The 13125-nt window shown below is 47.3% G+C and carries 13 protein-coding genes; 4 read left to right on the top strand and 9 right to left on the bottom strand.

Features of this window, described 5'->3' with window-relative positions; genetic code table 11:
- Positions 1 to 9: 9 nt before the first annotated feature.
- The 4 genes from NJR55_RS04210 to nudC form a co-directional block, all read right to left on the bottom strand.
- On the bottom strand, positions 10 to 3108 hold the full coding sequence (locus NJR55_RS04210; protein WP_253618129.1) for an efflux RND transporter permease subunit: 3099 nt from the start codon (positions 3106 to 3108) through the stop codon (positions 10 to 12).
- Positions 3109 to 3111: 3 nt separating this feature from the next.
- Entirely contained in the window at positions 3112 to 4167 is a 1056-nt protein-coding gene (locus NJR55_RS04215; protein WP_253618130.1) for an efflux RND transporter periplasmic adaptor subunit, read from the bottom strand.
- Between the two features lie 108 nt (positions 4168 to 4275).
- Positions 4276 to 5352, bottom strand: a complete 1077-nt coding sequence (hemE, locus tag NJR55_RS04220; protein WP_253618131.1) for a uroporphyrinogen decarboxylase — start codon at positions 5350 to 5352, stop codon at positions 4276 to 4278.
- A gap of 78 nt (positions 5353 to 5430) precedes the next feature.
- Complete coding sequence (nudC, locus tag NJR55_RS04225) at positions 5431 to 6228, bottom strand: NAD(+) diphosphatase (protein ID WP_253618132.1); 798 nt, start codon at positions 6226 to 6228, stop codon at positions 5431 to 5433.
- Positions 6229 to 6330: 102 nt separating this feature from the next.
- On the opposite strand from nudC, the gene rsd reads away from it, so the two are divergent.
- Complete coding sequence (gene rsd / locus NJR55_RS04230) at positions 6331 to 6807, top strand: sigma D regulator (RefSeq protein WP_253618133.1); 477 nt, start codon at positions 6331 to 6333, stop codon at positions 6805 to 6807.
- A 74-nt stretch (positions 6808 to 6881) separates the two neighbouring features.
- Here rsd and fkpA read toward each other — a convergent pair whose 3' ends face one another.
- On the bottom strand, positions 6882 to 7622 hold the full coding sequence (fkpA, locus tag NJR55_RS04235; RefSeq protein WP_253618134.1) for an FKBP-type peptidyl-prolyl cis-trans isomerase: 741 nt from the start codon (positions 7620 to 7622) through the stop codon (positions 6882 to 6884).
- 124 nt (positions 7623 to 7746) lie between these two features.
- Here fkpA and NJR55_RS04240 point away from each other — a divergent pair, with 124 nt between their 5' ends.
- The 3 genes from NJR55_RS04240 (at position 7747) to NJR55_RS04250 (ending at position 9907) form a co-directional block, all read left to right on the top strand.
- A complete protein-coding gene (locus NJR55_RS04240; protein WP_253618135.1) occupies positions 7747 to 8712 on the top strand; it encodes a WD40 repeat domain-containing protein in 966 nt (321 codons plus the stop codon).
- Positions 8709 to 8933 carry a SlyX family protein gene (locus tag NJR55_RS04245; protein WP_011235537.1) on the top strand — a complete coding sequence of 75 codons (225 nt, stop codon included), beginning with the start codon at positions 8709 to 8711 and terminating at the stop codon, positions 8931 to 8933. The genes NJR55_RS04240 and NJR55_RS04245 overlap by 4 nt, the downstream gene beginning before the upstream one ends.
- Positions 8934 to 9007: 74 nt before the next feature.
- Entirely contained in the window at positions 9008 to 9907 is a 900-nt protein-coding gene (locus tag NJR55_RS04250; RefSeq protein ID WP_011235538.1) for a phosphoribulokinase, read from the top strand.
- Here the strand turns inward: NJR55_RS04250 and NJR55_RS04255 are convergent, their stop codons facing one another.
- The 4 genes from NJR55_RS04255 to astD form a co-directional block, all read right to left on the bottom strand.
- Positions 9908 to 10759 carry a 23S rRNA (adenine(2030)-N(6))-methyltransferase RlmJ gene (locus tag NJR55_RS04255; protein WP_253618136.1) on the bottom strand — a complete coding sequence of 284 codons (852 nt, stop codon included), beginning with the start codon at positions 10757 to 10759 and terminating at the stop codon, positions 9908 to 9910.
- A 3-nt stretch (positions 10760 to 10762) separates the two neighbouring features.
- Positions 10763 to 11194, bottom strand: coding sequence for an OsmC family protein (locus tag NJR55_RS04260; protein ID WP_253618138.1), 432 nt, complete (start codon positions 11192 to 11194; stop codon positions 10763 to 10765).
- Positions 11195 to 11223: 29 nt separating this feature from the next.
- Complete coding sequence (locus tag NJR55_RS04265; RefSeq protein ID WP_011235541.1) at positions 11224 to 11574, bottom strand: DUF3802 family protein; 351 nt, start codon at positions 11572 to 11574, stop codon at positions 11224 to 11226.
- A gap of 69 nt (positions 11575 to 11643) precedes the next feature.
- Positions 11644 to 13113: a succinylglutamate-semialdehyde dehydrogenase gene (gene astD / locus NJR55_RS04270; RefSeq protein ID WP_253618145.1), complete on the bottom strand. Its 1470-nt coding sequence runs from the start codon at positions 13111 to 13113 to the stop codon at positions 11644 to 11646.
- Positions 13114 to 13125: the final 12 nt, after the last annotated feature.

Raw genomic sequence — 13125 nt, forward strand, 5'->3', positions numbered from 1 at the left:
CGCAGACCATCAACTATGATGGTCTGGATACTCTTCCTGTAAAGATTCCAGTTTACGCGTGATAGCCATTGGTGAGCTGGTATTCTTCGCCAGAGCGATATACAGAGCCGGAATAACAAATAACGTCAAAAATGCTGACACTGCAACCCCGGCAAAAATCACCGTACCAATGACCATACGGCTTTCAGCTCCCGGACCTGAACCGAGGATAAGTGGCACGGAACTCATTAGAGTAGTGAACGCCGTCATCACAATAGGTCGTAAACGCTGTTGCGCGGCTTTAAGCACGGCTTCTTTGAACTCCACTCCTGAGTCACGCAACTGATTCGCAAATTCAACAATAAGAATACCATTTTTCGCAGCCAGACCAATGAGCATCACTATGCCTATCTGACTATATATATTGATGCTCATTCCGGCCAGATACAGCGCCATTAAAGCCCCAACTATAGCCATAGGCACCGCCAGCATAATGACCAACGGATGGATAAAGCTTTCAAACTGCGCAGCCAGAACCAGGAAGGTAATGACCAATGCCAACCCAAAAACAAAGACAATTGAACTGCCACTCTCTTTGTACAGTTGAGACTCGCCTTTATAATCAATTGAGACATCTTCCGGCAATTTTTCCTGCACCACGCCTTCCAAATAACTTAAAGCTTCACCCAGTGAATATCCCTCAGCCAGATTCGCTTCAATGGTTACGCTGCGCATGCGGTTGTACCGGTTAAGTCGGGCTGAAGTCGCCTGCTCAGTAATGGTTACGAGGTTAGAAAGCGGAATCAATTCATCACTTTTACGCGAACGTACATAGATATTATCTATGGCGCTGGGGCTACGGTAATCGGCCTTTTCGCCCTCCAGCATCACGTCATATTCTTCGCCGCGATCAAGGTAGGTTGTCACTCGCCTTTGGCCTAATACAGACTGCAGGGTGATACCTATATCCTGCACTGAAACGCCCAAATCAGCCGCGCTGGCTTCATCCACCTGAATCAGTAATTGTGGCAAAGTTTCTTTATAGTCACTGTCCAGATCCTGTAAACCCGGGTTGGTAGACGCTTCTTCAATAACAATGTCACGAAATTCAGCTAAGCGCTCGTAGGTATTCCCCTGCAACACGAATTCGACCGGACGACCGCCTCCGCCGCTAATACCACTCCGCATAAAAGCGAACGCCTGAACGCCGACAACCGAATCCAGCTGAGAACGCATTTCTTCCATAAGATCAAAACTTGACCAGTCACGCTCATCAAAGGGAACGGCACCGACGATAGCAATACCGGCGCTACCACCCCAACCGGGAGCACGAACAATCAAACGGTCAATCTTGCCTTCATCAATATAAGGCAAAAGAATCTGTTCTATTTCGTCCATATGTCTGGAGCTGGACTCGAAACTTGCGCCTTCGGCACTGCGCACCTGAATGTAAAAAGTACCGCGGTCTTCAGGTGGCGCGAATTCTTGTGGAATAAAGCTGAATAAACCAAACGCAACAACGCCCGACATCACCACCAACACTATTGCCATCACAGGCCGCTTAACGCTTTTCTCAAGCACGCCACGGTAACCTTGTTCCAGCCAATTAAAAGTTGCATCAAAAGCCTTACCAAATTTACTGGTACGCTCTTTTTTACTCAGTATTTTAGAGCTCAGCATTGGCGTTAGCGTCAGTGCAGCAATACTGGAGAAAGCAACAGCAGCGGCTATGGCAAGGGCAAACTCCGTAAAAAGCTTACCGATATTTCCATCTAAGAAAGCCAGTGGCACAAACACCGAAATTAACACCAGCGTGGTGGCAATAACGGCGAACCCGACTTCTCGGGCACCGCGATAAGCGGCCAGGATAGGTGGCTCTCCCTCTTCTATGCGACGGTAAATGTTTTCCAATACCACAATGGAGTCATCAACCACCAAACCAATAGCCAGTACCAGCGCCAGCAGGGTTAGCAAGTTTATGGAAAAGCCCAGCGCAAATAGCACCATGTAGGAAGCGATAATAGCCACGGGTACTGTCAAGGCAGGCACTATGGTGGCTCTGATATTCCCTAAAAACAGGTAAATAACGACAATAACCAGTGCCATCGCCACAGCCAGAGTGTTGTACACTTCATCAACAGAGCCCTGGATAAATATCGACGAGTCATAGCTGGGTGCCAGATACATGGTTTCGGGCAGAGTTTCCTGAATTTTTTTCATTTCTCGGTGAACGTTCTTCACCACATCCAGGGTGTTACCTTTCGACTGTTTAATGACACCGACACCAACCATGTTAACGCCATTACCCCGGAAGTCGGTTTTATCATCTTCGGCACCCAGTTCTACCCGGGCCACTTCACCCAACCGGACTAAGTAACCGTCGTCGCCCTGTCGTATTACCAAGTTTTTAAAGTCTTCCGGCGATAGATACGCTCGAGCCATACGCACCGAAAACTCTCTGTCGGTTGACTCGACTTCACCTGCCGGAAGCTCAACGTTTTCTTCACGCAAACGGCTGACGATGTCGGTTACCGTCACCTGCCGTGCCGCCATAGCATCGCGGTCCAGCCAGACACGCATGGCGTAGCGACGGTCACCACCAATAACTACCCGTGCAACACCATCGGCAACTGACAGACGGTCTACGATGTATCGCTCCGCATAGTCAGTTAGCTCCAGAATCGACATGCTCTCGCTGCGAAGGTTATACCAGACAATGGTACTCTCATCGCTTGAGGCCTTTGAAACTTCAGGGGGGTCAGCTTCTTCCGGCAGGTTATCAAGTACCCGGGACACCCGCTCACGAACGTCGTTAGAAGCAGCATCAATGTCTCGAGTCAGATTAAACTCGATACTGATACTGGATCGCCCGTTGCGGCTGCTAGAGCTAATGTTTTTAATGCCTTCTATGCCGCTAATACGGTCTTCGACTAACTGCGTGACCTGAGTTTCTACAACTTCGGCGGAGGCGCCGGGGTAGTCTGTATCAATAGTAACTATGGGACGATCAATATCCGGATATTCGCGCAACGGCAGCATGGTAAAAGCCACAATACCGAAAACCACCAGCAGAATATTCAGTACGGTTGCAAAAACCGGACGTTTTACAGAAAGGTCTGACAACAACATAATTTAACCTCCCTGCACAGCAACGGGTACACCGTCACGAAGGCGAACAATACCTTCTATAATAACTTCTTCTCCGGGTTTAAGGCCGCCTGTAATTTCCACAATACCGGGCTTACGTCGACCAATAGTCACTTCTTTTTGGCGCGCCCGGTTATCTGGTGTTAACACATACACATATTGTCTGTTTTGAATGGGGATAAGCGCTTTTTCCGGCAGTAACAAAGCTTCGTCAATGCTTCGCAACAAGGTTATTTGTAAAAGCATTCCCGGACGCAGACGTTCATCATCATTATTAATTTTCGCCCGCACTTTTACTGACCGCGTTACCGGATCCACACGAGAATCAATGCTGGAAATACGCCCAATAAACTGTTCTCCCGGATATGCACGGCTGCGGGCAATCACTTCCTGATCTACGGCAATACTAGCGAAATAACGTTCAGGAACGCTGAAGTCCACTTTAATAGGTTTGATATCATCAAGCGTTGTAAACACATCACCCGGACTGACCAGAGAACCGGCGCTTATTTCACGAATACCTACACGACCTGAAAATGGCGCATAAATTTTCATTTCATTTAAGGTTGCTTCCGCCACTTCTAAATCGGCCTGGAGTCCATTGACCCGAACTTGTTGTTCATTAAGTTGTTGTTGTGAGGCTGCATTACCACGACGCAATTCATTTATTCGTTCCAGCTGGCGCTTTGCTTCGTCTAAACTAAATTTGAGTTGTTGCACACGAGCTACTTCTTTACGCGCATTTAACTCAGCCAGAAGTTGTCCCTGCTCAACTAAGTCACCGCTTTCAAAATAGATTTTTTCAACAACATCCTGAGTTTGCGCGGTAATACGAACCGTTTCATTGGCCATGGCGGTGCCTAACGCTTCGATAGTATCGCGGAACTCACTAATTTCAGCGGTCTGAGTTTTAACCGGAACCGACTGTTCCTTTACCTCTTCAACCTTAGTTTCAGGCGGAAACCCAAACAGATACACAGCTGCCGCAATCAGGACAACGACAACAATAGTAATGGGATTAATCCAGGAACGTTTCGCCATGCTTACCTCTAGGTTCTTTGTACAACATTTTTACCATGAACTATTGTACGCAAAACACCGCTCAAAGGCGGTGCACTTAACGAGGATTCTGGCGGTTTAATCGCAAATTCAATCGTTTGAGTGAAACGCGGGGCTGTATTTGTGAATAGCGTTAATAAAAGCAGCAGCATGCTCCGGGTCTACTTCGGGGTGAATGCCATGCCCCAAATTGAACACATGACCAGTACCTGAACCATAGCTTTGTAATATGCTTTGTACTTCTTGTTCAATCCGCTCTGGTTTCGCATACAATACGCTAGGGTCCATATTTCCCTGCAGCGCGACTTGCCCACCAACACGAGCTCTGGCATCGGATAAATCAGTGGTCCAATCCACACCCAGCGCATCAGCACCGCTGGCAGCCATTGCTTCCAACCATTGCCCGCCATTTTTGGTAAATAAAGTAACCGGCACTTTGCGTCCGTCGGCTTCACGTGTGAGACCCGCTACAATTTTTTCCATGTAAGCCAGAGAAAATGCTTTGTAGTCACGTGGTGATAAAACTCCACCCCAGGTATCGAATATCATGACCGACTGCGCACCTGCGGCAATCTGCGCATTTAAATACTGAGTAACGGACTCAGCCAAAACATTTAACAACGTATGCATAGCTTCAGGATCAGCAAACATCAGTTGCTTCACTTTGGAGAAGTTTTTGGTGCTGCCGCCTTCAACCATGTAGGTTGCCAGTGTCCACGGGCTGCCAGAGAAACCAATAAGTGGCACACTGCCATTCAGTTCACGACGAATAGCACGCACAGCATCCATCACGTAACCCAGCTCATCTTCCATATCGGGCACGGCCAGGTTTTTAATAGCGGCCATGCTGCGTACCGGGTCTTTAAACTTAGGACCTTCGCCAGCCTCAAAATATAAACCCAGACCCATAGCATCGGGAATGGTCAGAATATCACTGAATAGTATGGCGGCATCCAGGTCGAACCGGCGCAACGGTTGCATGGTCACTTCGCAAGCCAGCTCAGTGTTTCGGCATAAAGACATAAAGTCGCCAGCCTGACCGCGCACTTCTTTATACTCAGGTAAATAGCGACCAGCCTGGCGCATCATCCAGACGGGTGTGCGATCAACAGGTTGTTTTGCCAATGCACGAAGATAACGATCATTTTTAAGCGCCGGAGCGGTCATAGCGAATCCAATTATTTGTCAACATCAATGCCCGGTATTTTATCAGTCCGCAGGCATTGGCTCCATGAAAACTTATGCTTACCTCTTTTGAGATAGGTCAATCAACGTTCTTGCTATGGTTCCTTCCGGCGGAATATCCGGAAGGTCGTCAAAAGCAAACCAGTCGCCTGTCACCAATTCGTGCGGATCAATATGCAATTCGCCCTCTGCCCAATCTGCAGTGTATCCCATCATTAGCGAATGAGGAAAAGACCAGGGCTGGCTTAAATGATACTGAATGTTCTTAACACGGATGCCAGCCTCTTCATAAACCTCGCGTTCTAAGGCCTGCTCCAGACTTTCGCCAGCTTCAACAAAGCCTGCCAATATAGAGTGCAAGCCAGGTTTATGGCGCTTACCCTGAGCCAGTAAAATTTTGTCATCTTTGCGAATAGCCACGATAATGCATGGCGACACGCGCGGGTAACAACGGTGCTGACACTGATTACAGTGCATCGCCAGCTCCCACTCAATGGTCTGCATGCGGGCACCGCAGCGACCGCAAAAGCGATGAGTATTCAAAAAGTCGCTGAATTGACGAGCTCTGCCAGCCATCGCAAACTTTTCCATGTCATCCACGGTAAGCAATTGTCGTAAAGGCGCGAACTCCCCACCAATAAACTGTTCGTCCATATAGTCGGCCATAACCAAATAACAGCTACGCTCCCGCAGTTCACCTATTTCCACTACCCGGTAGTCATTTAAGTCTGGAAAGCCCAGATCTTGCAGACAGCCAAAGGGGACTTCTCCGGTATCATCCAGAAAAAGATGGTCAGAGCTCACTACAAACCACCAGGCAGGTTCATCAGCCGCCGGTTTTGAATACAAAGTCGCCATATTAATCCCGCGTATCAAATGCGTTTGGTTTTCTGTAAAATCAGTTGAGTTCTAATGCTTCTGAATTTACATTAGGTACTGAAACTATAGACGGAGAGTATCATGTTAAGCCGTAATGAGCAGGCAAAAAAGCGCTGGGGCGGCGCTCATAAAAGTATCGACCTATGGCTATCCGAGCGCCAGGACTTACTGGTGAATTACTTTAAACTTGCCGCGCTCCCGCCTTATGAAAGCATTCGCTCGGGCTTACCCGATGTCACTGATATCCGTGACTTTTGCGGTCAATTAGTCGACTACGTCTCGAGTGGTCATTTTGAAATTTATGACCAAATTGTGCGCGAAGCTTCATCTCAGGGAAACTCAGTTGATGATTTGGCTGATGAGTTATTCCCTTTAATTTCTGACACAACCGAAATAGCGTTAGATTTTAACGATAAGTACGGTGAGATAAGTTCAACTGACCACTGTGAAACCTTCGATAGAGATTTATCGGCACTTGGTGAAGCATTGGAATTGAGAATGGAGTTTGAAGATAAACTTCTCAACCATTTAGACGAGCATAATTTAATAACAGCTTAAGCTGACTTTTATTGAATTTATAAAAACGCCGGCAATTCGCCGGCGTTTTTGTATAGATGAAAACTCAACTGAGCTTATTCGCTATCCGGTTCGTCTTTTTGTACGTTAAGTAATTCAACGGTAAAAATCAGCGTTGAATTTGGTGGGATTTGACCATCACCCAGTTCACGATCTCCATAGGCAAGTTCAGACGGGATCACAAAACGGTACTTAGCACCTTCCTTCATCAACTGCAGACCTTCAGTCCAGCCCGGAATAACTCGGTTTAGCGGAAAAGATGTAGGCTCGCCACGTTCATAGGAACTATCAAAAACTTCCCCATTAACCAACGTGCCTTCGTAATGAACTTCTACCATGTCGGTTTCCGAAGGGCTAATACCGTCGCCTTCTTCAAGAACTTCGTACTGAAGACCTGAATCCGTTGTTTGAACACCTTCTTTTTTCGCGTTCTCGGCTAAATAGGCTTTGCCTTCTTCCGCCGCTTTCTTACCCAATACGTTTTGACGTTGTTCCATAACTTCTTTGCGCATAGTGTTCAGGATTTTTTCAGCTTCCTCATCACTTAACTGAGGATCACCTTTAACCGCATCCACAAAGCCAGCAATAACAATATCGCGTTCCAGCATGAAATCCGCTTCTTCCTGACGTTCTAAGTTACGTGCAATAAACCCGCCAACAGAAGAGCCTAAAGCATAAGCCTGCTTGTCTTTGTCTGTTTTTAATTCCGTATCATTCGCCGGAAATTTTTCTTGTGAGCAGGCCGCCAGTACCAGCGCGATAGCTGAAATAGCTAACGGCTTCATCAGTTGTTTCATCGTTTTCTCCAATTATCGTCTTGCATCCTTTCGGACTATGCCATAATAGTGTTATCTAACAGAACCATACTACACAACCACAAGGAACTTGCCTATGCCTTTTCTTAAGCTCTGCGGTGCGTTTATGTTGCTGGTTGTAATCACCGGTTGCCAACCTGCACCGGAAAAGGTCAAGAAAACAATTCACGCTGAAAACGGCACCTACGCCGCTGATATTTCCAACGACGGAAACTATAGTCTAGTCTCTACAGACGAAGCTGGTTTGCTGCTGTGGCCACGTTATGCCACCAATGCCAAGTACCAATGGCAGCATAATGAAAACACCGTCTCTCAGATTATAGACGTTGATATCAGCGCCGACGGGGAAGTAGCGGTTGCAGCATCGCGTAAAGAATTCTCCATGTGGGATATTAATAATGGTGAAAACCTGGGATTCTGGCAAATAGGTTCAGGCGATATACAGAAACTGGTGGTCAGTAAAAAAGGTGGAACGGTGGTGCTTGGAAAGCAAGACGGTACACAGGTTGCTTTCAACCCCGCCTCGGGTCGACGTATTGAGTTTTATGGTCATACCGAAAGTATTAATGTTCTTGATATTTCGCCCAATGGTTTTTACGTTCTAAGCGGTTCAAACGACCATTCGGCTATTCTGTGGGATACCAGGAGCGGCCAAATAGTACACCGCTGGCCGCTGGAAGGGCGGATCACACAGGTTGCTCTGCACCCTGATGGTAACTTCGCGTTTATCTCAGATGCAATTGATAATGCGGTTATCCGCTCGCTGCCAGATGGCGAAATTGCTTCAAAACTTAAATTCATAGAGCGCCATAAAATTTTTAGTGCTGCGCGGTTTAGCGCATCCGGTGATTATCTCATTACCGGGTCGCCATCACGTCAAATTGCAATCTGGGACACCTCGACGGGAGAAGAACTCACGCACTGGCGGGTTGATTTACGCGACGGAGGGCGTCCCAGCAACGCTGCCGTGTTGGCCGTCGTATTTGATGAAAAACAGCAACAGGTAATTAGCGAGAGTTCTGCAGGTCTTGCTGAGTGGTGGAATATTGATTTAACAGGTAGTAAAGAATGACAGTAGAGAAGATAGAAGCACAATTAACTAATTTGGAAATGCAGTTAACATTTCAGGAAGACACTATTGATTCACTAAATAAACTGGTTACTGAGCAGACTCAGCAAATGAGTGAAATGCAAAAGCAAATTCGCTGGTTAGGAAAGCGCCTAAAACAAATGCAGGAGAATCAGTCGACTGACTCAGATCCGGCAGACGAACCACCCCCTCCTCATTATTAAAGCGTTGGGTTTACCTTGACCTTAGTAAGTCAGGTCAGTATAACAACTGTTCTTATTTAGTTTGCGAGAATGTTATGTCATCAAAGCACCCGATTATTGCCGTTACCGGTTCATCTGGAGCAGGAACAACCACCACAGGCCAAGCCGTACGCCATATCTTTCGTTCGTTAGATGTGAGTGCAGCTTTTGTGGAAGGTGACAGTTTTCATCGCTACTCCCGCCCTGAAATGGATTTAGCTATTCGCAAAGCTCAGGAGCAAGGTCGTCATATCAGTTACTTTGGTGCCGAAGCCAATGACTTTGACCGGTTAGAATCCTTATTCCGCTCTTATTCACAAACCGGCAATGGCAAAGTACGCCGTTATTTACACAGCTTTGATGATGCAGTGCCCTATAACCAGATGCCCGGCACTTTCACGCCCTGGGAAGAACTTCCTGAAAGTACCGATGCGCTTTTCTACGAGGGTCTGCATGGCGGTGTTTGCGGGGACGGCTACGACGTAACTCAATATGTTGATTTATTAATCGGCATGGTACCCATTGTTAACCTTGAGTGGATCCAGAAGTTGATTCGCGATACCTCGGAGCGGGGGCACTCACGTGAAGCGGTTACCACCAGCATTATTCGTGGAATGGAAGATTACATTCACCATATTGTTCCGCAGTTTTCGCGTACTCATATCAACTTCCAGAGAGTACCTACGGTTGATACGTCCAACCCTTTCAGTGCCAAGGATATTCCCTCACTGGACGAGAGTTTTGTTGTTATTCGGTTTCGCGGTATTAAGAACGTCGACTTCCCCTATTACCTGCAGATGATAGACGGCTCGTTTATGTCACGTACCAGCACCCTGGTTGTGCCCGGTGGGAAAATGGCCTTAGCCATGGAGCTTATTCTGACACCGCTGATAGAACAAATTATGGAAAGGAAAAACCAGGTTCGCCGTCAGGTTGACTGGATATCAAGTAAGTAATTACTCACCAACTAACCAGCGACTGTGAAAGTTAGCTCCTTTATCCTGAGCCAGAGTCTTGCACAAGACGGGTAACAGATGCTCGCTGTCCTGCACCACGCCATAAGGCGGATTAACCCAGAGAAAGCCACAGCCGTGAAGTCCCTTACGCTCATCATTGGTGCGTATATTCAGCTCCATGATCAGAGTCTTAGGCAGACCCGACAAAGCGCCAACATCACGGTGAAAAGCCGCCGTTTTCAGCTCATCTTTAATAGGATACCAAACCGCAAAACTACCGCTTTGCCAGCGTTTTAAGCCCTGTTCAAGCGCACTGACAACATCGTCAAACTCCGTGGTGTTCTCAAAAGGCGGATCAATAAGTACCAACCCACGCTTTTCAGCAGGGGGCAATTGCGCACGCACAGCCTGATACCCGTCCATAGGAGCCAGTATTTGCACTTGTTTGTGTCGACCCAAAGGGGTGTTTTTAAGGGTTTCTGCGTCTTCTTTATGCAGTTCACAAACAACTAACCGGTCATTTTCACGTAAAAATTCGGAGGTTATGACTGGTGAACCGGGATAATACCTAAGCTTATCTTGCTCTTCGTTTAATTTACGCACGGAGTTTAAGTAAGCGGCGGCTAAAGGTTCTTCAGCTGAGTACTCAGCAAAACGGACAATGCCCTGTTCAGCTTCGGCGGTTCTTACTGCCTGATCGCCTTGCAAATCGTAGTAACCGATACCACCGTGAGTATCGAGTACGAAGTAGGGCTTATTTTTTTGCTGAAAATACTCCAACGCCCGTGCCAACAGCAAATGCTTAAAAACATCGGCAAAATTGCCGGCATGAAAAATGTGTCGATAGTTCAAAGATCAGTCGTCTTGTTGAGGAGATTCAATACGGTAACTGTGGGTAATATTAACCGAAGCTTCCAGCATTTTAGCTACCGAACAGTACTTGTCGGCTGACAGTTTCACCGCACGCTCTACGTGCTTCTCGTTGATATCCGTGCCCACTATCACGAACTCCAGGTGAATGTCGGTAAAAACCTTTGGTACTGAATCAGCACGTGTTCCTGACAACTCACAATAGCAACGCTGAAGGTTCTGCTTAGCTTTTTGCAATATACTGACCACGTCAACAGAAGCGCAGCTTCCCGCGGACATGAGTACCATTTCCATAGGACTCGGGGCTTTACCGGGGCTGTCACCATCCATAACCACTTGATGACCACTACCTGAGGTAGCCACAAAAGTCATGCCCTCTACCCAGGTGATCTTTGCATTCATGCTATTTGCTGACATTGAAGATCCTTGCTGAAATCAATAAAAGACTACAGTCGGTAACTTTGCAGACGCTCATCGAAAAGGTTTTTTACCAGACCGACAAACTCGTTAATGAAGGCTTCCTGCTGCGGAGTCGGGTGTGTATCCAGAACTTTCGATAACACTTCTTCTAAATCGTAAACGATAGCATCCGTTTCCCGGACAATATCCAGCCGCACAGCCTCATCAAGCTCATTCTGCTCAAACACTGCCATCATGCTCTCTGACAAGCGTTCTTCCATAAAGTCGCGCAAAGTGTAATCCGCAGTTCTTGCGCTGCTACTTTGTTCAGTGAAGACCGGTAACTGACCTGTCAGGTACTGGATTAACTCAATGTATCCGTCTGTTTCAACTATCATCTGTTTCTCTTTGTCACGCGGCCAGGCAACCCATACGTTGCCCAGCCACTAAACTAGCACAGATTGCGATTAAAATTTAAGCCCTGGTGCTAAACTCTCAGGTAAGCTCATGCTGTCAGCTTCCACCGAGGCAACCGGATACGCGCAATAATCCGCCGCATAATACGCACTAGCACGGTGATTACCGCTTGCACCAATACCACCAAAAGGTGCGGCACTGCTGGCACCAGTAATCGGCTTATTCCAATTCACAATACCTGCACGAATGTGTTTAAAGAAGTAACGATAGGTTTGCTCATCGTCACACAATACACCAGCAGACAAACCATAACGCGTATTGTTCGCTTCTTTGATAGCCGCATCGAGATCTTTAAAACGATACACTTTCAATAATGGTCCGAAATGCTCTTCGTCCGGTAAATCTTCAACTCCGGTTACATCCACAATACCCGGAGTGACAAACCCTTTCTTCGAGTCAGCCTGCTTCATACGAACTAATGACTTAGCTCCTTTATGCAACAGCTCATTCTGTGCATCGACCATTTCGCCCGCAGCTTTAGCAGAAATCATAGCACCCATGAATGGCTGCGGATCAGCTTCGTAGTCGTCGACCAGAATATTCTCGGTTACTTCAATGAGGCGTTCCAGTACAGCACGGCCTTGCTCAGAATCTTCGATGAACAAGCGGCGTGCGCAAGTGCAGCGTTGACCAGAAGTAATAAAGGCCGATTGCACAATATTGTGCACCGCTGCATCAATATCAGCCACATTAGTCACCAACAATGGGTTATTACCGCCCATTTCCAGCGCCAGAATTTTATCCGGACGACCGCCAAATTGTTTGTGCAATAAGTGGCCGGTGTTTGATGAGCCGGTGAAATACAGACCATCAATTTGTGGATGTGCTGACAATGCTTTACCGGTTTCCACTTCGCCCTGAACAAGGTTGAGAACACCCGCTGGAATACCCGCTTTTTCCCATAACTTAACAGTTTCCTGAGCCACCATAGGAGTCAATTCGCTTGGCTTAAATACCACGGTATTACCCGCAATAAGCGCCGGTACAATGTGCCCGTTAGGCAAGTGACCCGGAAAGTTATAAGGACCATAAACGGCGACCACACCGTGAGGCTTGTGGCGGATAAAGGCTTTTGCGCCCGGCATGTCGTTTTCCACGGTACCAGTGCGTTCATGGTAGGCTCGTTCTGAAATAGCCACTTTACCCATCATAGCGCCAACTTCGGTACGAGTTTCCCAAACGGGCTTGCCGGTTTCTTTAGCCATGGTACGAGCCAAGTGCTCTTTATTTTCTTCCAGCAATTCAGAGAATTTTTGGCAGACAGCCAAGCGTTCTTCAACACTGCGACCAGACCAATCCGGAAATGCCGCTCGCGCTGCCAAAATGGCCTTTTCAACCTGAGTTTCACTGGCAGCTTCGCCACTCCAGATAACTTCGTTTCGTGCTGGATCAATCGATTTAAACAGCTGGCCTTCACCAGCTTCCCAACAACCGTCAATAAATTGAATACTGTTCGTCATACAAATACTCCT

This window comes from Idiomarina rhizosphaerae, from assembly GCF_024159085.1.
GTDB classification, from domain to species: domain Bacteria; phylum Pseudomonadota; class Gammaproteobacteria; order Enterobacterales; family Alteromonadaceae; genus Idiomarina; species Idiomarina rhizosphaerae.

Excerpts from the sequence above, each read along its gene's own strand:
- NJR55_RS04210 (WP_253618129.1), bottom strand. The coding sequence starts at position 3,108 with ATGTTGTTGTCAGACCTTTCTGTAAAACGTCCGGTTTTTGCAACCGTA.
- NJR55_RS04215 (WP_253618130.1), bottom strand. The coding sequence starts at position 4,167 with ATGGCGAAACGTTCCTGGATTAATCCCATTACTATTGTTGTCGTTGTC.
- hemE (WP_253618131.1), bottom strand. The coding sequence starts at position 5,352 with ATGACCGCTCCGGCGCTTAAAAATGATCGTTATCTTCGTGCATTGGCA.
- nudC (WP_253618132.1), bottom strand. The coding sequence starts at position 6,228 with ATGGCGACTTTGTATTCAAAACCGGCGGCTGATGAACCTGCCTGGTGG.
- rsd (WP_253618133.1), top strand. The coding sequence starts at position 6,331 with ATGTTAAGCCGTAATGAGCAGGCAAAAAAGCGCTGGGGCGGCGCTCAT.
- fkpA (WP_253618134.1), bottom strand. The coding sequence starts at position 7,622 with ATGAAACAACTGATGAAGCCGTTAGCTATTTCAGCTATCGCGCTGGTA.
- NJR55_RS04240 (WP_253618135.1), top strand. The coding sequence starts at position 7,747 with ATGTTGCTGGTTGTAATCACCGGTTGCCAACCTGCACCGGAAAAGGTC.
- NJR55_RS04245 (WP_011235537.1), top strand. The coding sequence starts at position 8,709 with ATGACAGTAGAGAAGATAGAAGCACAATTAACTAATTTGGAAATGCAG.
- NJR55_RS04250 (WP_011235538.1), top strand. The coding sequence starts at position 9,008 with ATGTCATCAAAGCACCCGATTATTGCCGTTACCGGTTCATCTGGAGCA.
- NJR55_RS04260 (WP_253618138.1), bottom strand. The coding sequence starts at position 11,194 with ATGTCAGCAAATAGCATGAATGCAAAGATCACCTGGGTAGAGGGCATG.
- NJR55_RS04265 (WP_011235541.1), bottom strand. The coding sequence starts at position 11,574 with ATGATAGTTGAAACAGACGGATACATTGAGTTAATCCAGTACCTGACA.
- astD (WP_253618145.1), bottom strand. The coding sequence starts at position 13,113 with ATGACGAACAGTATTCAATTTATTGACGGTTGTTGGGAAGCTGGTGAA.